This window comes from Klebsiella sp. MPUS7 (genome assembly GCF_009905335.1).
Lineage (GTDB): Bacteria > Pseudomonadota > Gammaproteobacteria > Enterobacterales > Enterobacteriaceae > Klebsiella > Klebsiella grimontii.
Window position 1 is genome coordinate 2934683 of the sequence record NZ_CP047604.1, and the last position, 23057, is coordinate 2957739.

20 protein-coding genes are annotated in these 23057 nt (G+C 58.7%); 9 read left to right on the forward strand and 11 right to left on the reverse strand.

Annotated elements, in window-relative coordinates; genetic code table 11:
* Window positions 1–55: 55 nt before the first annotated feature.
* From GUC22_RS13680 to narI, 4 genes are read left to right on the forward strand one after another with little or no spacing between them, the layout of a single operon-like run.
* Window positions 56–3796 (forward strand): nitrate reductase subunit alpha, encoded by a 3741-nt coding sequence (locus GUC22_RS13680; protein ID WP_082237191.1) that lies wholly within the window; start codon window positions 56–58, stop codon window positions 3794–3796.
* A complete protein-coding gene (gene narH, locus GUC22_RS13685; protein WP_004138127.1) occupies window positions 3793–5337 on the forward strand; it encodes a nitrate reductase subunit beta in 1545 nt (514 codons plus the stop codon). The genes GUC22_RS13680 and narH overlap by 4 nt, the downstream gene beginning before the upstream one ends.
* Window positions 5337–6032 carry a nitrate reductase molybdenum cofactor assembly chaperone gene (gene narW, locus GUC22_RS13690; RefSeq protein ID WP_004138128.1) on the forward strand — a complete coding sequence of 232 codons (696 nt, stop codon included), beginning with the start codon at window positions 5337–5339 and terminating at the stop codon, window positions 6030–6032. The genes narH and narW overlap by 1 nt, the downstream gene beginning before the upstream one ends.
* Window positions 6029–6709 (forward strand): respiratory nitrate reductase subunit gamma, encoded by a 681-nt coding sequence (gene narI, locus GUC22_RS13695; RefSeq protein WP_004138129.1) that lies wholly within the window; start codon window positions 6029–6031, stop codon window positions 6707–6709. Before narW ends, narI begins: the two co-directional genes overlap by 4 nt.
* Before the next feature lie 129 nt (window positions 6710–6838).
* Here the strand turns inward: narI and nhoA are convergent, their stop codons facing one another.
* The 4 genes from nhoA to GUC22_RS13715 form a co-directional block, all read right to left on the reverse strand.
* Entirely contained in the window at window positions 6839–7684 is an 846-nt protein-coding gene (gene nhoA, locus GUC22_RS13700; protein ID WP_024358243.1) for an N-hydroxyarylamine O-acetyltransferase, read from the reverse strand.
* Between the two features lie 76 nt (window positions 7685–7760).
* Window positions 7761–9416 carry an ABC transporter permease gene (locus GUC22_RS13705; RefSeq protein WP_098362671.1) on the reverse strand — a complete coding sequence of 552 codons (1656 nt, stop codon included), beginning with the start codon at window positions 9414–9416 and terminating at the stop codon, window positions 7761–7763.
* Between the two features lie 156 nt (window positions 9417–9572).
* On the reverse strand, window positions 9573–10541 hold the full coding sequence (locus GUC22_RS13710) for an ABC transporter substrate-binding protein (protein WP_102649842.1): 969 nt from the start codon (window positions 10539–10541) through the stop codon (window positions 9573–9575).
* A complete protein-coding gene (locus GUC22_RS13715) occupies window positions 10538–11242 on the reverse strand; it encodes an ABC transporter ATP-binding protein (RefSeq protein ID WP_162685325.1) in 705 nt (234 codons plus the stop codon). The genes GUC22_RS13710 and GUC22_RS13715 overlap by 4 nt, the downstream gene beginning before the upstream one ends.
* Window positions 11243–11453: 211 nt before the next feature.
* Between GUC22_RS13715 and GUC22_RS13720 the strand changes: the two genes are divergently transcribed.
* A complete protein-coding gene (locus GUC22_RS13720) occupies window positions 11454–12035 on the forward strand; it encodes a flavin reductase family protein (RefSeq protein ID WP_024358247.1) in 582 nt (193 codons plus the stop codon).
* Window positions 12036–12180: 145 nt separating this feature from the next.
* On the opposite strand, the gene GUC22_RS13725 is transcribed toward GUC22_RS13720, so the two are convergent.
* On the reverse strand, window positions 12181–13002 hold the full coding sequence (locus tag GUC22_RS13725) for a helix-turn-helix domain-containing protein (RefSeq protein WP_004138139.1): 822 nt from the start codon (window positions 13000–13002) through the stop codon (window positions 12181–12183).
* Window positions 13003–13205: 203 nt separating this feature from the next.
* On the opposite strand from GUC22_RS13725, the gene GUC22_RS13730 reads away from it, so the two are divergent.
* From GUC22_RS13730 to GUC22_RS13740, 3 genes are read left to right on the forward strand one after another with little or no spacing between them, the layout of a single operon-like run.
* The gene (locus tag GUC22_RS13730; RefSeq protein WP_064342630.1) at window positions 13206–14777 is read left to right on the forward strand and encodes a family 78 glycoside hydrolase catalytic domain; all 1572 of its coding nucleotides are present in this window, start codon (window positions 13206–13208) and stop codon (window positions 14775–14777) included.
* Between the two features lie 26 nt (window positions 14778–14803).
* The gene (locus GUC22_RS13735) at window positions 14804–16186 is read left to right on the forward strand and encodes a glycoside-pentoside-hexuronide (GPH):cation symporter (protein WP_082237196.1); all 1383 of its coding nucleotides are present in this window, start codon (window positions 14804–14806) and stop codon (window positions 16184–16186) included.
* Between the two features lie 43 nt (window positions 16187–16229).
* Window positions 16230–17834: a carbohydrate porin gene (locus GUC22_RS13740; protein ID WP_131930035.1), complete on the forward strand. Its 1605-nt coding sequence runs from the start codon at window positions 16230–16232 to the stop codon at window positions 17832–17834.
* A gap of 40 nt (window positions 17835–17874) precedes the next feature.
* On the opposite strand, the gene GUC22_RS13745 is transcribed toward GUC22_RS13740, so the two are convergent.
* The 6 genes from GUC22_RS13745 to GUC22_RS13770 form a co-directional block, all read right to left on the reverse strand.
* On the reverse strand, window positions 17875–18321 hold the full coding sequence (locus GUC22_RS13745; RefSeq protein ID WP_160183583.1) for a hypothetical protein: 447 nt from the start codon (window positions 18319–18321) through the stop codon (window positions 17875–17877).
* Window positions 18322–18400: 79 nt separating this feature from the next.
* Window positions 18401–18697, reverse strand: a complete 297-nt coding sequence (gene nadS / locus GUC22_RS13750) for a NadS family protein (protein WP_004138143.1) — start codon at window positions 18695–18697, stop codon at window positions 18401–18403.
* Window positions 18698–18772: 75 nt separating this feature from the next.
* Window positions 18773–19090: a type II toxin-antitoxin system RelE/ParE family toxin gene (locus GUC22_RS13755; RefSeq protein ID WP_004138145.1), complete on the reverse strand. Its 318-nt coding sequence runs from the start codon at window positions 19088–19090 to the stop codon at window positions 18773–18775.
* A 246-nt stretch (window positions 19091–19336) separates the two neighbouring features.
* Window positions 19337–19564: a tautomerase PptA gene (gene pptA / locus GUC22_RS13760; protein ID WP_004138159.1), complete on the reverse strand. Its 228-nt coding sequence runs from the start codon at window positions 19562–19564 to the stop codon at window positions 19337–19339.
* Window positions 19565–19632: 68 nt separating this feature from the next.
* The gene (locus GUC22_RS13765) at window positions 19633–20250 is read right to left on the reverse strand and encodes a glutathione S-transferase family protein (RefSeq protein WP_049086006.1); all 618 of its coding nucleotides are present in this window, start codon (window positions 20248–20250) and stop codon (window positions 19633–19635) included.
* A 100-nt stretch (window positions 20251–20350) separates the two neighbouring features.
* Window positions 20351–21355 carry a LacI family DNA-binding transcriptional regulator gene (locus tag GUC22_RS13770; protein WP_004138163.1) on the reverse strand — a complete coding sequence of 335 codons (1005 nt, stop codon included), beginning with the start codon at window positions 21353–21355 and terminating at the stop codon, window positions 20351–20353.
* Window positions 21356–21659: 304 nt separating this feature from the next.
* Between GUC22_RS13770 and GUC22_RS13775 the strand changes: the two genes are divergently transcribed.
* Window positions 21660–22856 (forward strand): L-talarate/galactarate dehydratase, encoded by a 1197-nt coding sequence (locus tag GUC22_RS13775; protein WP_004138165.1) that lies wholly within the window; start codon window positions 21660–21662, stop codon window positions 22854–22856.
* Window positions 22857–23057 lie beyond the last annotated feature (201 nt).

The window sequence follows — 23057 nt, forward strand, 5'->3', positions numbered from 1 at the left end:
AAACGGGATCGTAAGGTCTTGTCAGGCCGGACATTATCGAAGCAGGAGAAATGTCATGAGTAAACTACTGGATCGCTTTCGCTACTTTAAGCAGAAAGGCGAGAGCTTTGCCAACGGTCACGGCCAGGTGTACAACACCAACCGCGACTGGGAGGACAGCTACCGTCAGCGCTGGCAGTTCGACAAAATCGTCCGCTCAACGCACGGCGTGAACTGTACGGGCTCCTGTAGCTGGAAAATTTACGTCAAAAACGGGCTGGTGACCTGGGAAACCCAGCAAACCGACTATCCCCGCACCCGCCCTGACCTGCCGAACCACGAGCCCCGCGGCTGCCCCCGCGGCGCAAGCTACTCCTGGTACCTGTATAGCGCCAACCGCCTGAAGTATCCGCTGGCGCGTAAGCGGCTGATTGCGCTGTGGCGCGAAGCATTGGCCCAGCATCCGGATCCGGTAGAGGCGTGGGACAGCATCATGCGCGACCCGGTAAAAACCCTTAGCTACAAACAGGTTCGCGGCAAAGGCGGGTTTATCCGTTCAAGCTGGAAGGAGCTGAACCAGCTGATCGCCGCCGCCAACGTCTGGACCATCAAAAACTACGGCCCGGACCGGGTGGCGGGCTTTTCGCCGATCCCGGCGATGTCGATGGTCTCTTACGCCGCCGGTACCCGCTATCTGTCGCTGCTCGGCGGCACCTGCCTGAGCTTCTACGACTGGTACTGCGACCTTCCCCCCGCCTCGCCGATGACCTGGGGCGAACAGACCGACGTTCCCGAATCCGCCGACTGGTACAACTCCAGCTATATCATCGCCTGGGGCTCCAACGTCCCGCAGACCCGGACGCCGGACGCCCACTTTTTTACCGAAGTGCGCTACAAGGGCACCAAAACCATCGCGATTACCCCGGACTTTTCGGAAGTCGCCAAGCTCAGCGACCAGTGGCTGGCGCCGAAACAGGGTACCGACAGCGCGCTGGCCATGGCGATGGGCCAGGTGATCCTTAAAACCTTTCACCTCGATAACCCCAGCGATTATTTCCTCAACTACTGCCGCACCTACACCGATATGCCGATGCTGGTGATGCTTGAACGCCGCGAGGAGGGTTTCTACGTTCCCGGCCGCATGTTGCGCGCCGCCGATCTGGTTGACGATTTGGGCGAAAGCAACAACCCGGAGTGGAAAACCGTCGCTTACAGCAGCACAGGCAATCTGGTTGCCCCTAACGGCTCAATTGGCTTCCGCTGGGGAGAGAAAGGCAAATGGAACCTCGAACAGCAGGCCGCCGGGCAAGCGATTGAACTCTCGCTGTCGCTGCTGGATAGCCGTGACGACGTGGTAACGGTGGGTTTCCCCTACTTCGGCGGCAACGAAAACCCGCACTTTCGCAGCGTTAAGCAGGAGCCGGTAACCCTGCATCAGCTGCCGGTTAAACAGCTGCCGCTGGCCAACGGCGAAACCGGCCTGGTGGTCAGCGTCTATGATCTGATCCTCGCCAACTACGGGCTCGATCGCGGTTTAGACGATCCCAACGCCGCGCAGGACTTCGGCGAGATGAAAGCTTATACCCCGGCGTGGGCCGAACAGATAACCGGCGTCCCGCGCCAGCACATCGAGCAGATCGCCCGTGAATTTGCCGATACCGCGCATAAAACCCACGGGCGGTCGATGATTATCCTCGGCGCCGGCGTCAACCACTGGTACCACATGGATATGAACTACCGGGGGATGATCAACATGCTGGTGTTCTGCGGCTGCGTCGGCCAGAGCGGCGGCGGCTGGTCGCACTATGTCGGTCAGGAGAAGCTGCGCCCGCAAACCGGCTGGCTGCCGCTGGCGTTCGCCCTTGACTGGAACCGCCCGCCGCGCCAGATGAACAGCACCTCTTTTTTCTACAATCACGCCAGCCAGTGGCGCTATGAGAAGCTGACTGCCCAGGAGCTGCTGTCGCCGCTGGCCGACGCCAGCCAATTCAGCGGCAGCCTTATCGACTTTAACGTCCGTGCCGAACGCATGGGCTGGCTGCCCTCCGCGCCGCAGCTGGGCGTCAACCCGCTGACTATCAAGGAACAGGCCGCCGCTGCGGGTCTTTCCCCTGCCGACTACACCGCCCGGGCGTTGAAGTCCGGCGAGATCCGCTTCGCCTGCGAACAGCCGGATAACGGCAAAAACCATCCGCGTAATCTGTTTATCTGGCGCTCTAATCTGCTGGGCTCTTCCGGCAAGGGCCACGAGTATATGCTCAAATATCTACTGGGTACCGACAGCGGTATTCAGGGCGATGAGCTGGGCGCCAGCGATAACGTGAAGCCCGAAGAGGTGGAGTGGCAGACCGCGGCCATCGAAGGCAAGCTCGACCTGCTGGTGACCCTCGATTTCCGCATGTCCAGCACCTGCCTGTTCTCCGATATCGTTCTGCCGACCGCCACCTGGTATGAAAAAGACGATATGAACACCTCGGATATGCATCCGTTTATCCACCCGCTGTCGGCCGCGGTAGATCCGGCCTGGGAATCACGAAGCGACTGGGAAATCTACAAAGATATCGCCAAAACCTTCTCCGAGGTCTGCGTCGGCCACCTCGATAAAGAGACCGACGTGGTGCTGGTGCCGCTGCAGCACGACTCCCCGGCGGAGCTGTCGCAGCCCTTCGAGGTGCTGGACTGGCGGAAAGGCGAATGCGAGCTGACGCCGGGTAAAACCGCGCCGTCGATCGCCGTGGTTGAGCGTGATTACCCGGCGACTTACGAGCGCTTCACCTCCCTTGGCCCGCTGCTCGACAAGCTGGGCAACGGCGGCAAAGGCATTACGTGGAACACCCAGAGCGAAGTCGATTTCCTCGGCAAGCTGAACTACGTCAAGCTGGACGGCCCGGCGAAAGGCCGCCCGCGCATCGACAGCGCCATCGACGCCTCGGAAGTGATCCTCGCCCTGGCCCCCGAAACCAACGGCCAGGTGGCGGTAAAAGCCTGGCAGGCCCTCGGCGAATTTACCGGCCGCGAGCACACGCACCTGGCGTGCAATAAAGAGGATGAAAAAATCCGCTTCCGCGATATTCAGGCCCAGCCGCGCAAAATCATCTCCAGCCCGACCTGGTCCGGCCTTGAGAGCGAGCATGTTTCCTACAACGCCGGCTATACCAACGTCCACGAGCTGATTCCCTGGCGCACCCTTTCCGGCCGCCAGCAGCTGTATCAGGATCATCCCTGGATGCGCGCCTTTGGCGAAAGCCTGGTGGTTTATCGACCGCCGATTGATACCCGCAGCGTCAGCCAGATGAAAGCGATCCCGCCCAATGGCTTCCCGGAAAAAGCGCTCAACTTCCTGACGCCGCACCAGAAATGGGGCATCCACTCCACCTACAGCGAAAACCTGCTGATGCTGACCCTGTCGCGCGGCGGGCCGATCGTGTGGATCAGCGAAACCGACGCCCGCGAGCTGGGTATCGAAGATAACGACTGGATCGAGGCCTTCAACGCCAACGGCGCGCTCACCGCCCGCGCGGTGGTCAGCCAGCGCGTACCGCCGGGCATGACCATGATGTACCACGCCCAGGAACGCCTGATGAATATTCCGGGCTCGGAAGTCACCGGCCGGCGCGGCGGGATCCATAACTCGGTGACCCGCGTGTGCCCGAAACCAACCCATATGATCGGCGGCTACGCCCAGTTGGCTTACGGTTTCAACTATTACGGCACCGTCGGCTCCAACCGCGATGAGTTCATCATGATCCGCAAAATGAAAAATATTGACTGGCTGGATGACGAAGGTCGCGATGGGGTACAGGAGGCGAAAAAATGAAAATACGCTCACAGGTCGGCATGGTTCTCAATCTTGATAAATGCATCGGCTGCCACACCTGTTCCGTCACCTGTAAAAACGTCTGGACCGGACGCGAAGGGATGGAATACGCCTGGTTTAACAACGTCGAAACCAAACCGGGCATCGGTTATCCGAAAAACTGGGAAGACCAGGAGGTATGGGAAGGCGGCTGGGTGCGCGACGTTAATGGCAAAATACGCCCGCGTCTGGGCGGCAAAATGGGCGTCATCACCAAGATCTTCGCCAATCCGGTGATACCGCAGATTGACGACTACTATGAGCCGTTTACCTTTGATTACCAGCATCTGCACAACGCGCCGGAGGGCAAACATCTGCCTACCGCCCGCCCGCGCTCGCTTATCGACGGTAAACGGATGGATAAAATCATTTGGGGGCCCAACTGGGAAGAGCTGCTCGGCGGCGAATTTGAAAAGCGCGCCCGCGACCGTAACTTCGACAAGATTCAGAAGGAGATGTACGGCCAGTTTGAAAACACCTTCATGATGTATCTGCCGCGCCTGTGCGAGCACTGCCTGAATCCGAGCTGCGTCGCCACCTGCCCGAGCGGCGCCATCTACAAGCGCGAAGAAGACGGCATCGTGCTGATCGACCAGGACAAATGCCGCGGCTGGCGTCTGTGCATCAGCGGCTGCCCGTACAAGAAAATCTACTTCAACTGGAAAAGCGGCAAATCGGAGAAGTGCATCTTCTGCTACCCGCGCATCGAGTCCGGACAGCCCACCGTCTGCTCGGAAACCTGCGTCGGACGTATTCGCTATCTCGGGGTGCTGTTGTACGACGCCGACCGTATTGAAGAAGCCGCCAGCACCGAGCGCGAAATCGATCTCTACGAGCGGCAATGCGAGGTGTTCCTCGACCCCCACGACCCGGCGGTGATTGAAGAAGCGCTGAAACAGGGGATTCCGCAAAACGTGATTGATGCCGCCCAGCGCTCGCCGGTGTACAAAATGGCGATGGACTGGAAGCTGGCCCTGCCGCTGCATCCGGAATATCGCACCCTGCCAATGGTCTGGTACGTGCCGCCGCTGTCGCCGATTCAGTCCTACGCCGACGCCGGCGGTCTGCCGAAAAGCGACGGCGTGCTTCCGGCCATCGAAAGCCTGCGTATTCCGGTGCAGTATCTCGCCAATATGCTCAGCGCGGGCGATACCGGCCCGGTGCTGCGCGCGCTGAAGCGCATGATGGCGATGCGTCATTACATGCGCTCGCAAACGGTGGAAGGCGTCACCGATACCCGCGCCATCGAGGAAGTGGGCTTAAGCGTTGAGCAGGTCGAGGAGATGTACCGCTATCTGGCGATCGCCAACTACGAGGACCGCTTCGTGATCCCGACCAGCCACCGTGAAATGGCGCGCGACGCTTTCCCCGAGCGCAACGGCTGCGGCTTTACCTTTGGCGACGGCTGCCACGGCTCCGACAGCAAATTCAACCTGTTCAACAGTAGCCGTATCGATGCCATCAACATCACCGAAGTGCGCGATAAAGCGGAGGGGGAATGATGCAAATCCTCAAAGCGATCGGCCTGCTGATGGAGTACCCGGATGAGTTTCTTTGGCAGTGCAAGGAGGAGGTGCTGAGCATGGTGCGTCGCGACGCCCCCCTGCTCGACGACTTCGCCGCGGCGATGCTGAATGCCCCGCTGCTGGACAAGCAGGCCGAATGGTGCGAAGTGTTCGACCGGGGCCGCGCCACGTCGCTGCTGCTGTTTGAACACGTTCACGCCGAGTCTCGCGATCGCGGCCAGGCGATGGTCGATCTGCTCGCCCAGTATGAAAAAGCGGGCCTGGTGCTCGACTGCCGCGAACTTCCCGACCATCTGCCGCTGTATCTGGAATACCTCAGCATATTGCCGGAAGCCGAAGCCCGCGAAGGGCTGCAAAACGTCGCGCCGATTCTGGCCCTGCTGGGCGGGCGGCTCAAGCAGCGCGATACGCCGTGGTACCTGCTGTTTGACGCCCTGCTGAACCTTGCCGGAAGCCCTCTTTCAAGTGACAGTGTCACGAAGCAGGTCAAGCAAGAAACACGGGATGACACCCGGCAGGCGCTGGATGCGGTCTGGGAAGAAGAACAGGTGAAATTTATCGAAGACAACGCTACGGCCTGTGACAGCTCACCGTTACAGCAATATCAACGACGCTTTAGCCAGGACGTGGCGCCGCAGTACGTCGACGTCAGCGCGGGAGGCCCGAAATGATACAGTACCTGAACGTCTTTTTTTACGACATCTACCCCTACATCTGCGCGACGGTCTTTTTCCTCGGCAGCTGGCTGCGCTACGACTACGGTCAGTACACCTGGCGCGCCTCCTCCAGCCAGATGCTGGATAAACGCGGGATGGTAATCTGGTCGAATCTGTTCCATATCGGCATACTCGGCATTTTCTTTGGCCATCTGTTCGGCATGCTAACGCCGCACTGGATGTATGCCTGGTTTTTGCCGATTGCGGTCAAGCAGCAGATGGCGATGGTGCTCGGCGGCGTGTGCGGCGTTCTGACGCTGATTGGCGGCGCGGGGTTGCTCTGGCGCCGTCTGACCAACCAGCGCGTGCGCGCCACCTCGACGATGCCGGACATTATCATCATGAGCATTCTGCTGATTCAGTGTCTGCTCGGGCTGAGCACGATTCCTTTCTCGGCGCAGTATCCTGACGGCAGTGAAATGATGAAGCTGGTTGGCTGGGCGCAGGGCATCGTGACTTTCCGCGGCGGCTCGTCTGAAATGCTCAGCGGCGTCGCCTTTGTCTTCCGCGTGCATCTGGTGCTGGGGATGACGATTTTCCTGCTGTTCCCGTTCACCCGCCTGGTTCACGTCTGGAGCGCGCCGTTTGAATATTTCACCCGCCGCTACCAGGTGGTGCGTTCAAGACGCTGAGCAAAATCGGCAATCATCCCGGGTGACGGCGTCAACGCCTAACCCGGGCCACAGGATCCTGTAGCCCGGCTAAGCATCGCGCAAGCCGGGTAACATCCACGTTTGACAGCCAATGGTTCTGTACGATGTTTATTTTCCGGCCTCGGGATGGGTATCAAACGCCGCCATCACCGCCGCCAGCTCCGCTTCGCTGAAGCCGTATTTGGCATCATCGACGCCGAGGCCAAAACGCGTTTTCAGCGCTTCATACAGCGCCGGAACATCCGCTAAATCCAGCTTTTCGACCACATGGTTTTTATCCCAATGGGTAAAGTGGAAATTGGTCAGCGTCATCTTGCCGCCGTCCGGTAAATGGCGACACATCAGCAGATGGTGGCGGAAGTGCGACTGCGGCCAGTGCGCCGACCAGAAGTTGCCCATCACATAGTCAGCAGCGTACTGGCGACCTAAATCAAAATGGTACATCGACTGCCAGTGGCCGTGATGGCTAAACTGCAGCGCCCACTCATCCCCTTCGTAAATCAGGCGATACTCGCCGTGCGGCGTGGCTTGTTCAATATCCGCCAGCAGCTTAATCGGCGCGGTGAGGGTCTGGCCGCCGAAGCCGACGTCGGCAATCCAGCGTTCACCCTCCACGTCCACCAGCAGCAGCCGGTGGGTTCGCGGCGGCATATGCGGCGGATTGGCCAGCACCACGCGGCCCAGAAGGCTGCGCACGTTAAAACCGATCTCGCGCAGCGCCCTCTCAAGCAGGCCGTTTTGCTCAAAGCAGTAGCCGCCGCGGCGACCATGAATCAGCTTATCCTCAAGGGTACGATCGTCGAGATGAATCTCTCTGGGCAGCAGCACATCGAGATTCTCAAAGGGGATGGCGCCATTATGATGGATATGCAGTTCGCGCAGGGTGTTCAGAGATACATCCGGGGTGCCCACCCAGCCCAGGCGAGAAAAATAGGCGCTTAAAAAGGGACTCATCAATGCCTCCAGCAATCGGTGTCCGACATTTATAGCCTTTTTTTGTCGCCTGATGGCGTATTTTGTGCGATCGGCGTTATTCGCGCGCGCCCCGCTGCATCAACGCCAGCGCGCTGAGCATCAGCCCCAGACCGGTAAACAACGTCAGCGAGGCCATCGCCATGCCTTGTCCTGGGGATCCCTGCTCAAACTGACGCCAGATAAACACCGCCACGGTTTGCGTCCCGGCGGGGGCCAGCAGCAGCGAGGTCACCAGCTCGCGTGAGGCGATGGCAAACACCATCAGCATCGCCGCCAGCAGCGCCGGAAAGACCAGCGGCAGGACGATCAGGCGCAGCGCCTGCAGGGGCGTGGCGCCGTGCACCCGCGCGGCGGGCTCAAGGTTATGACCAAGCTGGCGCAGCGCGCTGCCAACGTAGCGCACCGGCCACGGCAGCAGTAGACAGCAGTAGGACAGCAGCAGCATAAACCCGGTGTTGTAAGGCGACACCGGCCAGAACGGCTGGTTCCACAGCAGAATCAGCCCGACGCCGACCACCACGCCCGGCAAAGCCGCCGGCATCAACGACAGCGCATCGACGATCGCGCTGCCCTTCATTTTCTGCACCAGCACCAGCCATGCCGCCAGCAGGCCAATGACGCCGACAATCAGCGCCGAAGCCAGCGCCAGCGAAAGGCTGGTGCCCAGCGCCGACAGCGCGTCGCCCTGCTGGGCAAACAGCGCCGTGAAATGGCGGAGGGTAAAGTTATCGCCATGAATACCGCCCGACAGGGTACTCATCAGGCTGGTCAGCACCATCGATGCTCCCGGCAGCATCACGGCCACGCCCCCGACGCTCGCCATTAACAACGTCGCAGGAAGCGCCAGCCAGCCCAACTCCGCCCCGCTATTCTCTCCCGGTTTGCCGGTGACGCTGGTGACCTCTTTATCGCCTGTCAGCCGTTTTTGCAGCCACCAGGCCAGCAGCGCCACCGCCATCAGCAGCAGCGACAGCAGCGACGCGCCGGGGAGATCGATTGGCCAGTCGGCGAGCTTTTTCTCAATTCCCACGGTGAGCATCAGCAGACCCGCGCGCGGCCCGAGGGCCGCCGGAACGCCGTACTCTTCTATCGCCAGGGTGAACGCCAGCAGCATCCCCGCCGCCAGCGCCGGTGAAAGCATCGGCAGCGTGATGTGCCAGAACGCCCGCCAGGCGCAGGCCCCGTGCACCCGAGCGACGATCGCCAGCCGCTGACCGCTCGCCAGCAGGCTGCGCGAAACGGCAAAATAGACCACCGGGAAAATATTGAGCGTCATCACCAGCACAATCCCGCTGCGGCTAAACAGCAGATCGTTGAGATCCCAGCCGGTTAGCTGTTGCAGATAGCCGTTGCTTTGCAGCAACAGCGTCCACTCCAGCACAGCGATATAGGGCGGCGTAAGAAACGGGATCAGAAACAGCACATCCCACAGCCGCGGCAACGGCACATTAAACAACCCGCGCAACACGCCCAGCGGCAGGCCGATCAGCACGCTCATCAGCGCCACGCCGCAGGCCACCCACAGGGTACCGCCGAGCATCATTGGCAGCTGCGGGTCGGCAATCAGCGCCGCCACGCCGCTAAACGCGCCTTCCAGCGATCCGGCGCTAAACCGGGGGAAAATTGCCTGCAGAACAATAAAGAGCAGCGGCAACGCCACCAGCACCAGCAGCACCGCCAGCGTGCCAGCGGAAATCAGTTTCTGTTTCACGGTATTTTCCTGAATACGATCTTTCCCGGCTCGCGCTGCGCTTAGCCGGGCTACAGGGTCACAGCCATCTGCGGTCCGGTAGCCCGGACAGGCGCGCCAGCGCCGCCTCCGGGGAATGTGCCGGGGCAAATTTTCGCAGCCCCGGGCAAAATCGGTTTACTGGGCGAAAAGCGTATTAAAGCGGGAAAGCACCGCGCTGCGGTCGCTCTTGCCATCGCTGACGGTTGGCAGAATTTTTAGCTCGTTGAGCAGCGGGCGCTTCGCCGGAACATCGCTGCGGGCGGGCATCAGCCAGGCATCGGCGACCCGGGCCTGGCCTTCCGGCGACAGCACATAATCCACGAAGGCTTTTGCATCGTCAGCATGCTGGCTGGTTTTGAGGATCATCATCGGCCGCGGAGCAATCACCGTGCCGCTGGCCGGGAAAATCACCTTCAGCGATTCGCCCTGATCGATATTGCCGTATGACACATAATCGACCGCGCCGAACACCGCCGCTTTCGCCCCCTGCATCACCGGCGTCACCGCCTGGGCGTTCGGCCCGCTAACCACCATGCCGTTGTTTTTTAAATCGTCAAACAGCGCCCATGCTTTATCGCCCATGCCATTCTGTAACCCGATCAGCAAATCCAGCGATGCGCCGGAAAGCGCCGGGTCCGGCGTCGTCACTTTGTTTTTGAACGCCGCTTCGGTCAGGTCGCGCCACTCTTTCGGCTCCGGGGTGCCGCTTTTGCTGTTCCACACAATCCCCAGCGCCGAAATACCCTGGGCAACGTAATCGGCGGATTTCAGGTTGGCCGGAACCTTATCGGCGTTGGCGCTCTGGTACGGCAGCAGCCAGCCGCGATGATGGAGATCCTCCGCCGTATCCCACGAAGCGGAGATCAGCACATCCGCCTGCGGGTTAGCCTGTTCGGCCTCAAGACGCGCCATCACCTTGCCGGTGGTGGCCTGGAAAATATTCACCTTAACGCCGGTTTTCAGCTCATACCCGCTGGCGAGGCTTTTCGCCAGCGAGCCCGGACCGGCGGTATAAACGGTGAGCGCGTGGGCGCTGGAAATCATTGTGGCGGACAACATCATCGCGAGCACGGCTCCTTTCTTAACGGTCATAACGGCTTTCATGCGGGTTCCCCTGAGGATGAAGAAACGGCGCGGACGGCGGCAACGCAGCCCGCGGATAAATGCACAATCTTGTCGGCCAGCAGTTCGGCTTCGCGACGGTCGTGGGTGACGTAGACGGCGGTGATGCCCAGCTGGCGCAGCAGGCGGCTCATTTCGATGCACAGCGACTCGCGCAGCTCGCTGTCGAGATTGGAGAGCGGCTCGTCGAACAGCAGCACGCGCGGTTCGGCGACGATGGCGCGGGCCAGCGCGATGCGCTGCTGTTGGCCGCCGGAAAGCCCTGACGGTTTGCGGTCGGCGAAGCCGCTGAGGCCGACCAGCGCCAGCGCCTCCTCGACCCTATGCTGACGTTGCTGACGCCCGACGCCGCGCATGCGCAGCGGAAAAGCCACGTTCTGCGCCGCCGTCATATGCGGCCACAGGGCGTAATCCTGGAAGACCATGCCGAGATCGCGCTGCTCCGGCGGCATCCCCCAGCCGGCTTTCGCCACCAGGCGATCGCCAAAGTGAATGCTGCCGCTGGCGGGTACGGTTAATCCGGCGAGCAGGCGCAGCAGCGTGCTTTTACCGCAGCCCGAAGGCCCCAGCAGCGCAACAGTGCTGCCCGCATCGATATGCAGATCGATCTGATTAAGCACGGTGTGGGCGCCGAAGGCGAAAGAAACGCCGTCGAGTTTAATGCTGGTCAGCGCGCGCATTATCGCCCTCCCCGATGGGAAAGCGAGGCTCTGCCCGCGGTCAACATCCGCCGGCGCGCGCTCACCTGAGATAAATTCAGGGGAGCTAACATCTTGTTATCCTCTTTGGGACTTAGTGACGCCGACTATAGGGAGCCTCGATGACGTATTGATTACATTTTCATTGCGGATTAACGTGTTGTCTGGCATCAGACCCATTTACCAAGGAACGCATATGAGCCGTTTTCGCCACGTGGAACTCCAGTACGCCAGTCGCCTGCTCAACCATGGCCCGACCATTCTGATAACCAGCTATGACGCCCCGTCTCAACGCCGCAACGTTATGGCCGCCGCGTGGTCGATGCCGGTGGAGTTCGCCCCGCCGCGGCTGGCCATCGTGGTGGATAAAAGCGCCTGGACACGGGAAATTATCGAGCGCAACGGCACCTTCGGCATCGTCGTCCCCGGCGTCGAAGCCGCCAGCTGGACCTACGCGGTCGGCAGCATCAGCGGGCGCGATGAGGATAAATTTAACGCTTATGGTATTCCGGTGGTGCAAGGCCCGGAGCTGGGATTGCCGCTGATTGAAGAAAAGTGTCTGGCGTGGATGGAGTGCCGACTGCTGCCGGCAACGGCGGCTCAGGAGCAGTACGATACGCTGTTTGGCGAAGTGGTTTCCGCCGCCGCCGATGAGCGCGCCTTCGTCACCGGCCGCTGGCAGTTCGACGACGATAAAATTAATACCCTGCATCATCTCGGCACCGGCAACTTTGTCGCCAGCGGTCGCCACGTCCGCGCCAATACCCCGGAAGAGTAGGCTCCCTCATTGACGCAGGCGCGGTTAGCGGCCTGCTCGCTTCATCCCGGGGGCGGCGCAGAGCGCCTTGCCCGGGCGACAGGACCGCAGACCGCTGAGGGCGCGTAGCCCGGACAGATGCGCAGCATCGCCTCCGGGGAGAGAACTACCGCTGCAAACGACGCCGGTCTTCGCTGGGAGTCAGGCCAAAAACCTTTTTATATAAGGTGGTAAAGTGATTGCTGTTGGCAAAACCGCATAAATAAGCCACTTCGGTGATCGTCATATCGGTTTCGCGTAATTTTACGCGCGCCGAAACTAATCTCAGCCGCTTTAAATAATTATCCGGGGTCAGTCCCGTCGCCTCTTTAATATGACGAAAAGCGGTCCGCGTAGTCAGATGAAATTTATCCGCCAGCTGCTGCCAGTTATGTTCTTCAAAACAGTGCTCCTGTAGCCAGGTCAGCAGCTTATGCAGCTTATATTTGGTATTACTGTATTCGGCTTCGGTTTCCGCATGCAGAATCGTCGTTACCAGCTGGAAAAACGCGGCTTCTCTCAGGGCGATATTTCCTGCCTGCCGCAGCTCGCGTGAAAAGATTTTGTCAACCAGCTCCTTGCAGGTATGGCGGGTGTCCGGAGCCAGCCAGCCGTAACAGGCGGCCTTCCGCGCGGAGAAGGTCTGCAATAACGTATCGAGCTGCTGTAAATAATGGAACTCTACCAGTGGGTTAATCAATACGTTAATTAACTTCAGCGTTCCCAGCTCATCATAATAATGTACATCGCCCGGCTGAACGTAAAAAACGTCCCCCTGTTGAATATATAATGGCCGGCCATTAATAACGTGTAAACCGTGTCCTTGCTCAACGATCACCAGTTCAGCAAATTCGTGACTGTGTTCATGGCTATTATCTTCCGGGTCACTGGCGTACATCCCCAACTTATCCTGCGGATGGGTGAAATAATACTCAACGGTTAACATCATCGATTAAGTCCAAAACGACATACGGTGCACGGGCAAGATAATGCATTTCACCGGCGGCCACGAGTCAGATTTGTGGAATTGTGATCGCCGACCCGCCCACCCCATTATCAGTGCCATTTTGTCAAATGCATTGGCATTGCCAGAGTGGTTGCCGCGGGCGGCGGCGTCTTATGCTGCGGACAATTAAACACAGAGGACGCAGTATGTCACAGGCAATTCAGCATAATTCTCAGGTCACGATGACTCGCCACCCGCATTTTCTACGCATCGCCGAGGCGCTCCGGCCCGCGCTGCGCCGTCAGGCGCATCTGCCGAGCGCGGTGGTGGAAGCCCGCGCCGACGCCGCGGCGCTCTTTGGCTGGCGCGCCGAGCCGGTGAGCACCCTGGCCGCGTTTTACCAGCGCGAGCTGACCAGCGGCGATAGCGTCATTATTGATTTTGGCAGCCACTACGTTGGCTACCTGCATTTTCTCTGCCGGAGCGCCGGGAGCCCGCCGGACGCTCCGGCCCATCTGCAGTTCACCTTCGGCGAAACGCTGAGCGAAGTGTGCGAACCGTTCAGCGATTATCAGGGCTGGCTCAGCAGCAGCTGGCTGCAGCAGCAGGATCTGTGGCTTGATGTCCTGCCCGCCGAAGTTGATCTCCCGCGTCGCTACTGTTTCCGCTACCTGAAGGTGGAGGTCAAAGCCGTTTCGCGCAAGTTTCGTCTGCAGTTTGACCAGATCCAGGTTAATGCCGTTACCTCAGCCAGCGGCGCATGCCCGGCGGCGACCACCTCCGACCCGCAGCTCCAGGCCATCGATAGCATCGCCGTTTTGACCCTACAAAACTGCATGCAGGAGGTGTTTGAAGATGGGCCCAAACGCGACCGCCGCCTGTGGCTCGGCGATTTACGTCTGCAGGCGCTGGTCAACGATGTCACCTTCGCCCGCCACGATCTGGTGCGCCGCTGCCTGTACCTTTTCGCCGGGCATACTCGCGAGGATGGGATGGTGTCGGCCAACGTGTTCGTCCAGCCGGATGTCGTTGCGGACGATACCTTTCTGTTTGATTATTCATTGTTTTTTGTCGACGTTCTTTATAACCATTGGCAAAGCGCCGAGGACGTTGAAACGGCCCGCGAGCTGTGGCCCACGGCGCGCCGTCAGGTAGAGCTGGCGCTAAGCCGCTGCGGCCCCTCCGGTATTGTGCGCGATAGCGACGACTGGTGGGTGTTTATCGACTGGCAAGCGTCGCTGAATAAACAGGCGGCGGCGCAGGGCGTGCTGATTTACTGCCTGCAGCGCGCGGTCTGGCTGGCGGAACGCTTTGAGCCTGAATTAGCCGCCCGCTATCGCACCCGTTTACAGCAGCTTAAAGCGGCGGCGCTTGATTCGTTCTGGGACGAGCGGCAAGGCTTCTACATTAGCGGCCCGCTGCGCCAGGTCTCATGGGCATCGCAAATCTGGCTGGTGCTGGCGGAAGTCGGCACGCCGCAGCAGAGACGGGAGATCATGCGCAACCTGGAGAAAAATCCCCCCGCCATCGCCATGAACACGCCGTACCTGCGTCACCACTATATCGCCGCCCTGTTGCAGTGCGGGCTGCGGGATGAAGCGATTGCGCAGATCAAGGCCTACTGGGGCGCCATGGTCGACTACGGCGCCGATACTTTCTGGGAAATCTTCGACCCGGCGCATCCTGACTTTTCCCCTTATGGCAGCAAACTGATCAACAGTTACTGCCATGCGTGGAGCTGCACCCCGGCCTGGTTTATTCGCCAGTACGGACTTTAACAACAACGATAAGCGAGTTTATTTTTATGGCAGAAACAACCTTTACCCTGTGGCGGCAGCGCCTTGGCTATGGCATCGCCGACCTCTCCTGCAACCTTGTGTGGCAGATGATCTCTCTTTATCTGATGTTCTTTTACACCGACGTGATGGGGCTGCCCGCCTATTACGTTGGCCTGATGTTCCTCGTTACGCGTCTGGTGGACGGCGTTGCCGATGTGCTGATGGGGTTGGTTATCGACAACACCGCCACCCGCTGGGGACGCTGTCGTCCATACCTGCTGATCGGCGCGCTTCCCTTCGGACTGCTGTGTATTCTGGCCTTCTACGTGCCGGATTTCGGCACCACCGGTAAGCTGATCTACGCTTTTATCACCTACCTGTGCCTGTCGTTTCTCTATACCCTCGTCAACATTCCGTTCTGCGCCATGCTGCCGTTTCTGACGAACGACTCGCGCGAACGCACCACGCTGTCGGCGGTGCGTATCCTGCTCGGCTCGCTCGGCGCAACCATTGTCGCGGTCGCCACTCTGCCGCTGGTTAGCGCGCTGGGGAAAGGCAATCAGCAGCACGGTTTCTTCTATACGGCGGTGGTTTTCGGCGTTATTGCCACCTTTTTCCTGCTGGTGAGCTTTCGTAACGTTAAAGAAAATATCAGCATTACCCAGGAGCGCATGACCTTAAAACGCGCCTGGGTCAGCCTGCGCGCCAACCGGCCATGGTTCGTCTTCGCCATTAATATTTTCCTGATGTGGGGCGCGTTCTTCTTCCAGACCGGGGCGCTGGTCTACTTCTTCCACTACTACGTCGGCAATAACGATCTCACGGCGATCGTCGCCGGGATCTCCACCTTCGTGCCGCTGCTGGGTACCCTCACCGTACCGCTGCTCGCCAGCCGCATGAAAAAACGCCACGTCTACCTGGCGGCCAGCGCGATCAACCTGGTCGGCATGGGCATGATGATGGCGGCAGGCGTTAACAGCTGGGGGCTGATCGCCGGTGCGGTGGTGCTATCGCTTGGCGCCGGACAGCGCACGGCAATTTACTTCTCCATGCAGGCCGATCCGGTGGATTACGGGGTGTGGAAAACCGGCATCAATACCGCTGGCATTTTGACCTCTATCAACGGCTTTCTTGGCAAAGTGGCTATGGCGGGCGCGGGCGCTATTACCGGGGTACTGCTCTCATCCGGCGGCTATATCGCCAACCAGGCCCAAAGCGACGGCGCGATGCTGGCGATTAAAGCCTGCTACCTCTATATCCCGGCGCTGTTGATTGTCGCCTCGATGCTGTGGATAGGCCGTTTCTACCGCCTCGACGACCAGTACGAGCAGATCCGCGCCGACCTTGATGCCGGACGCCGCGCGCCGTCGGATGCGTCATCAGTCGCCGGAGAAAACCACGCCCTGTAAGGCGCTGCATACCCTTCATACCTCTGAAAAAATAAGGATTAATATGCGTATCTCTTTGATTAGCGCAGCGGTTTGCTGCGCCCTTTTTTCAGCTTACGGCGCGAGTGCGGCCCCGCTCAGCGTTGAACAACGTCTGGCGCAGCTGGAGGCCCGGCTTAACCATGCGGAGCAGGAGGCCGGAGAGGCCAAGCGTCAGGCGCAGCAGGCGGAGCTGCGCACCAGCGCGGCAGAACAGCGCGCGGCGGCGGCGGAAAAACAGGTGCAGACGTTAAGCCAGCGCACCGATGCCACGGAGCAAAAGCAGCAGGCTGCCGACAAACAGCTGGCGAAAACCCGCCTGAGCGATGGCTTTGAATTTAACGCCTACGCCCGCTCCGGAATGCTGGTCAACAGCCACGGCAAAGGCGCGCGCGGCGGTCCGGGGATCTCGCCGGCCAGTTCGCTCAACGGTGACGCCCATGTTGGCCGTCTCGGTAACGAGAAAGATAACTACGTCGAGCTGAGCTTCGGCAAGAAAATAACCTTCAGCGACGGGTCGTGGGCGCACTTTAAAACCATGCTGGCCGACGGCGCGACCAACCCGGATCCGTGGGTGCAGGATAACGATAGCCATCACCTGAACGTGCGCCAGCTGTACGTCGAGATGGGCAATTTCGCCGATTTTTCCGGGCCGTTCAGGAACGCCTCCATCTGGGCGGGCAAGCGTTTCGACCGCGATAACTTCGATATCCATTTTACCGATAGCGATATTATGTTCCTCGGCGGTACCGGCGGCGGGATCAATGACGTCAACTGGAACAGCGCGCTGCGCGGCGACTACTCGGTTTATGCGCGCAGCTTTGGCGATCTGGGTAGCGATAACTATGAAGATAACGATATCCAGAACCTGATGTTCACCGCCAACCACTTCTGGAACAACTGGCAGCTAATGACCACGGCAATGACCGCGCAGGGTAACGATTCGCTAAAGGATAATACGTCGACGACCGGCAGCTACGCCCTGCGCAGCGATAATACGGCGAAGAACGGCTACTATGCGATGCTGGCGTATCACGATAAACAGCGGTTCTACGGCCTGGCGCCAGGCGTATCGGAGAGCGCCCTGCAGTACGGCGGCGGACTGGGCGCCGAGGCGCGGCAGCCCGGCAGCGATGGCGATCTTACTGAAAACGCCAAATCTCTGCGCTTTGCGTCCTACGGTATTTTGCCGCTGGGCAAAAACTGGCAGCTTGCGCCATCGGTTATCGCCCAGCATAGCGAAGATCGCTACCGCGACGGCGACCGCTACGATTGGGCGACCTTCAACCTGCGGGTTTCGCAGGGGATCACCCGCAACTTCGCCCTGCTGTACGAGGCGTCCTGGCAATATATGGACCTCAATCCCCATGGACGAACCTATCGCTACGACAGCGGCGTGCATCAATACCAGGCGGTGAGCGGCGATTTTTACAAGCTGACCTTCGCCCCGACGTTCAAAGTGGGCGATGTATTGGATATTAAAGCGCGACCGGAGATACGTTTCTTTGTGACCTGGATGAACTGGGACAAGGATCTGGATCGCTACGCAATTAACGATGATTTCGGCAGTAAAGGCTTTACCGCCGGGGGGAACTGGAACTTCGGGGTACAGACGGAGATTTGGTTTTAATAAAGTTGCCCGTCCGGGGCAAACGCCTGGACGGGTTTATTTAAATACACGCTGTAACTTTATCGCTATGCCAGTTCTGTATGAAGTAAAATAAACTAATAAAATAAAAACCATAACAGGCTAAAAAGATAAAGGTTGTTTTTATAATTCCAACAAGTGACTTTCGTTTTTTCTCAACGATGAGAAGATCGTCAAACCTTTCTTGCTGTTGTTCTGGTGTTAAATTATTAAGTATTTTATTTTTTATATCATCGTGAATCTTTTTAAACGTTCGCTTTTCACCTGGAAAGCTACCGTGTAGAAGAAACAAAAAAATAAAGAAAAGCATAACGAATGCCAATATCCGAATACTGGGCTCAGTTACCCCCCAGCATCCAAGGGTAGCAATAAACAACCAGATACCATGAATGTTTGCTCGCGCTCTAAACCTATCAATATGAGTGCTGTATTTCTCGATTTCTTTCAAAATAGAATCACTGGTTTCCATACGTAATACTCTCCTTTTTAAATGTCCTCGGTTACGAAAGGGTGCAGATCCTGCCATTTTCGTTGCGAAGCGTAACGATTCAAATAACCTTCAACAAATTGATAATCAATGGATTGCCCTGAAGCAATAAAAGCAGCTTTCTGGATGCACCGGTTGGATGACGTCGTTTCGTTTCCCAGCTTTTAACTAGCTCATAGCTAACGCCAACGGCGGCGGCGAAGTCCTGCTGTTTTAAACCTGTGGCTTCGCGTATCGCTTTCACATCAACTTCGCTGAAGGTATGAACGTGGTGCACCTTCGGCGTTTGTTCACCCTTCTCAATCCTGACCATCTCTTCTGCACTAGCCAGCAGATCGGCAAACAATTCGTCTTTCATATACACCTCAGTTGGCTCTCTGGCGCTATCGATGTTTCAATCATTAATAGCTCAGCCTTACTTTATGTTTATTGGCTAGTTTAATAACTCAGCAACCTGCCTTAACATCTTTTTCTGCTCCTGGCTTAATTCATCCTGTTCATTTTTAGGATAGATGAGCGCCAGGTAAATTCTTCCCTTTATCGTTACATTATAGTAAATCACCCGCACGCCGCCGCGCTTGCCCGTTCCGGGACGACTCCAGCGGATTTTACGAAAACCTCCGGTTCCCGAAATGGTGTCACCTGCCTCAGGATCATTGATCAGGATTTCCTGAAAGGCCCGAAATTCATCATCCGGTAACAGCACCTGGCGTCGTTTACTGAAGCCTTGTAGTTCAATAAAAGTAAACATCTCATTCCCTGATGTCCTTACGACTTACCAGACAATATACATGTACTGTGTACAGTAATCAAAGGATTTTATGTACCCGGTACATTGTGACGCGTTGGCCCAGGACAAGACGTATCGCTCATGACCTGGCTTCAGTGCCCACGCTCCCGGGGGCGGCGCGATGCGCCTTGCCCGGGGTACCGAATCGCAGACCACTGAGGACCCGTAGCCCGGACAGATGCGCAGCATCGCCTCCGGGGGCCCGGGTTACATGCTGTAACCCGGCTTCTTAATCAACTGCTCCATCTGCGGCGCGATTTCGCTATCCCAGACCTGCTGCCAGTCGCTCGGTTCTACCTGCTGCAGGGCCACACTCACCGAACTCTCTTTGCTGTTCAGATGGCGAATCAACACCTCGGTAATATCGGCGGCCAGCGCCGTTTTTTGTTCATCATTCAGCTCGCGGGGAAAACATTTAATATCAACGTGCGGCATAGCAGGCTCCTTATTGTCAAGACAATAAAGCTATCATAGCAGGCGACGTTCAGTTCTCATTTTGTGCTTTAAATCAGCTCGTTGCGACGCAGCACGGATTGGAGTTTGGGATGGCGATACACCGCATCCGCCACGGCGACGAATTTTGGCGTATGGGCCGCAAACCACTCCCGGCGCGGGCCCCAGGCGCACATCGCCGCGATATAGCAGTCGAGCAGGGTTATCCCCGCGCCCAGCGCATACGGCGCGGCGGCGAGCTGCTGCTCCAGCCACAAATAGAGCGATTTACGATAGCGGATGCAGCTTTCCCGCAGCTGCTCTGGCGCATCGGCGGCCCAGCGTTCGGGGTAATCCGCAAAGGTAAAGGTGGGATAAACGTTCGCCACCAGCCAGATGAGCAGACGCTGAAAGGCATGCCGCTGCGGCGAGCCCGGCGCCGGGGCCAGATCCGGCCGCCTGTCGAGAATCATCAGGGCGATAGCGGCGGTTTCGGTCATCACGCTGCCGTCTGCAAGCGTCAGGGTCGGCACCTGACACAGCGGGTTTATCTGTTTGAGGCGGTCGCGCTGCGGGCCCGGCTGGTCAAAGCCCTCAACGTTGACAAAATAGTACGGGATATCGGCCAGCGTCAGCATCAGTTCGCTAATTGTCGACCCCCAGCCGGGTACGCCATAGACGGTGATCATGTTCTGCGCCCTCGTGAATTCGCCGCACAGGAGCGCGGCGGCGGCAGGTTTAGCCATGTTGCAGTATAGATTCGATCGCGCGATGCCGCTATAGAACGCCCTACGCCGACTCCCGCGCCACCAGGTGAAAGCCGATATCAATAATCACGTCCCCTTCACCGCCGCCTTCGATGCGGTCGGCGAGCAGCGTGGCCGCCTGCTCGCCGATGGCGTGACGGTCGACGCTGACGGTGGTGATCGCCGGACGGTTGCTGGCGGCGAAGTCCAGATCGCCAAAACCGATCACCGCCAGATCCTGCGGCACGCGCAGACCCCGGCTTTCGGCTTCCATAATCGCCCCCTGGGCAAGGGTATCGGAGCTGCAGACGATAACGTCAAATTCGCCGCCAGCGAGCAGCTCGGCCAGGCCGCGACGCCCCAGCGCCAGTGATGCCGGAAGCGGCACTTCGACCTGCGGCGCATCGTCAATGCCGTTTTTGGCCAGCCGTGCGCAGAGCCCCTGCTTTCGCAACGTCGCGCGCGCGTCGCCGGCCCACAGCAGACCCGGTCGGCGGTAGCCTTTTTCCAGCAGATACTCGCCAATGGTTTCACCGACTTTTTCATGCGAAAAACCGACCAGCATATCCAGCGGCGTCGGGGTGAGATCCCAGATCTCCACCACCGGCGTAGCGGCGTTGAGAATCGTCTTCTTCAACGCCGGGGCGTGCTGAATGCCGGTCAACACGACGCCATCCGGACGCCGGGAGAGTAAGGTTGCGACCAGCTCGGCTTCGGTCTGTCGGCTGTAGCCCGCCACGCACAGCAGCATATGGTAGCCGCGCGCCGCCAGGGTATCGCTCAGCGCCTGGATGGTATCGACAAACATATTGTTGTTAATTTGCGGCACCACCACGGCCACCAGCTTGCTGCGCCTGGAGGCCAGGCCGCCGGCCAGCGCGTTGGGGATGTAGCCCGTCGCCTGCACCGCCTGCATCACTTTCTCGACCGTTTTTGGCCGTACCAGCTGCGGCGTATTCAGCGCCCGACTAACCGTCATCGATGACAACCCGGCGCTGCGGGCAACGTCATCCAGCGTCGGCGCGCGCGTCGGTTTTCTGCTTTTCACGACTAAGCCCCTGTGTTGAGTCGTTTCCTGTGGGCATTATTGATGATGGTCCGCGCAATTGCCAGCGCCCTCCGGGACATCTCTAAGAGAATCAACGACCTGAAAAACAAAATGTTATCGCTATCATTATGCTTTGTAACTTTTCACAAACCTTGTTGGATCGTGACCTGCGCTGCATAATTTCACTCGTTATAACCGCTAATTGTGATCGTTTGTACAAATTAAAATCACTGTCGTAGCGTAAAGACAATTCCAGGATTAAAAATGTTAGCGCAAACATTTTATCACTAAAAAGGAACTGACTATGACCTCGAGTGCTAATTCCGAGTCCGTGACCTACGCCAAAGCTTCCGGCGTCAAAACCGCCGCTGAGACCGGTGACCGTATTGAACACGTCAAACTGTCGCTGGCTTTTCTGCCGCTGGCGACCCCCGTCAGCGATGCAAAAGTTCTGACCGGTCGACAAAAGCCGCTGACCGAAGTGGCGATTATCATCGCCGAAATCCGCTCCCGGGACGGTTTTGAAGGCGTCGGCTTTAGCTATTCCAAGCGCGCGGGCGGCCAGGGCATTTACGCCCACGCCAAAGAGATCGCCGATAATCTGCTCGGCGAAGACCCGAACGATATCGACAAGATCTACACCAAACTGCTGTGGGCCGGGGCTTCCGTAGGTCGTAGCGGCATGGCCGTACAGGCCATCTCCCCTCTCGATATTGCGCTGTGGGATATGAAAGCCAAACGCGCCGGACTCCCGCTGGCGAAGCTACTCGGCTCGCATCGTGATTCCGTCCAGTGCTACAACACCTCCGGCGGCTTCCTGCATACCCCGCTGGATCAGGTATTGAAAAACGTGGCTATCTCCCGCGAAAACGGCATTGGCGGGATTAAGCTGAAAGTCGGTCAGCCGAATACCGCTGAGGATATTCGTCGTCTGACGGCGGTGCGCGAGGTGCTGGGCGATGACTTCCCGTTAATGGTCGACGCCAATCAGCAGTGGGATCGCGAAACCGCTATCCGCATGGGGCGCAAAATGGAGCCGTTCAACCTGATCTGGATTGAAGAACCCCTTGACGCTTACGACGTTGAAGGCCACGCGCAGCTCGCCGCCGCGCTGGATACACCGATTGCCACCGGCGAGATGCTGACCAGCTTCCGCGAACACGAGCAGCTGATCCTCGGCAATGCCAGCGACTTTGTCCAGCCGGACGCCCCGCGCGTCGGCGGGATCTCCCCGTTCCTGAAAATTATGGATCTGGCGGCGAAGCACGGTCGCAAGCTGGCCCCGCACTTTGCGATGGAGGTGCACCTGCATCTCGCCGCCGCCTACCCGCTCGAGCCGTGGCTGGAGCATTTCGAGTGGCTGAACCCGCTGTTTAACGAACAGCTGGAGCTGCGCGACGGGCGGATGTGGGTTTCCGAACGCCACGGTCTGGGCTTCACCCTGAGCGAACAGGCCCGCCGCTGGACCCAGCAAAGCTGCGAGTTTGGTAAACGTCCTTAACAGAATTCCCCGGATGGCGGCGTAAACGCCTTATCCGGGCTACAGGCCCAGTCGCCCGGCAAGGCGTATTAAGCGCCGCCCCCGGGAGAATACAGCGTTTTCCCGGAGGCGATGCTGCGCATTTGTTCGGGCTACCGGTCCGCAGGCGACTGAAAACCCGTAGCCCTTCCGGGGAAATACCTCTTATTGCCTGTACCCACA

Coding starts and splice junctions, on each gene's coding strand:
- GUC22_RS13680 (WP_082237191.1), top strand. CDS start 56: ATGAGTAAACTACTGGATCGCTTTCGCTACTTTAAGCAGAAAGGCGAG.
- GUC22_RS13745 (WP_160183583.1), bottom strand. CDS start 18,321: ATGGAAACCAGTGATTCTATTTTGAAAGAAATCGAGAAATACAGCACT.
- nhoA (WP_024358243.1), bottom strand. CDS start 7,684: ATGAGTCCCTTTTTAAGCGCCTATTTTTCTCGCCTGGGCTGGGTGGGC.
- nadS (WP_004138143.1), bottom strand. CDS start 18,697: ATGAAAGACGAATTGTTTGCCGATCTGCTGGCTAGTGCAGAAGAGATG.
- pptA (WP_004138159.1), bottom strand. CDS start 19,564: ATGCCGCACGTTGATATTAAATGTTTTCCCCGCGAGCTGAATGATGAA.
- GUC22_RS13735 (WP_082237196.1), top strand. CDS start 14,804: ATGGCAGAAACAACCTTTACCCTGTGGCGGCAGCGCCTTGGCTATGGC.
- GUC22_RS13725 (WP_004138139.1), bottom strand. CDS start 13,002: ATGATGTTAACCGTTGAGTATTATTTCACCCATCCGCAGGATAAGTTG.
- GUC22_RS13765 (WP_049086006.1), bottom strand. CDS start 20,250: ATGATCACCGTCTATGGCGTACCCGGCTGGGGGTCGACAATTAGCGAA.
- GUC22_RS13730 (WP_064342630.1), top strand. CDS start 13,206: ATGTCACAGGCAATTCAGCATAATTCTCAGGTCACGATGACTCGCCAC.
- GUC22_RS13710 (WP_102649842.1), bottom strand. CDS start 10,541: ATGAAAGCCGTTATGACCGTTAAGAAAGGAGCCGTGCTCGCGATGATG.
- narW (WP_004138128.1), top strand. CDS start 5,337: ATGCAAATCCTCAAAGCGATCGGCCTGCTGATGGAGTACCCGGATGAG.
- narH (WP_004138127.1), top strand. CDS start 3,793: ATGAAAATACGCTCACAGGTCGGCATGGTTCTCAATCTTGATAAATGC.
- GUC22_RS13775 (WP_004138165.1), top strand. CDS start 21,660: ATGACCTCGAGTGCTAATTCCGAGTCCGTGACCTACGCCAAAGCTTCC.
- GUC22_RS13740 (WP_131930035.1), top strand. CDS start 16,230: ATGCGTATCTCTTTGATTAGCGCAGCGGTTTGCTGCGCCCTTTTTTCA.
- GUC22_RS13755 (WP_004138145.1), bottom strand. CDS start 19,090: ATGTTTACTTTTATTGAACTACAAGGCTTCAGTAAACGACGCCAGGTG.
- narI (WP_004138129.1), top strand. CDS start 6,029: ATGATACAGTACCTGAACGTCTTTTTTTACGACATCTACCCCTACATC.
- GUC22_RS13720 (WP_024358247.1), top strand. CDS start 11,454: ATGAGCCGTTTTCGCCACGTGGAACTCCAGTACGCCAGTCGCCTGCTC.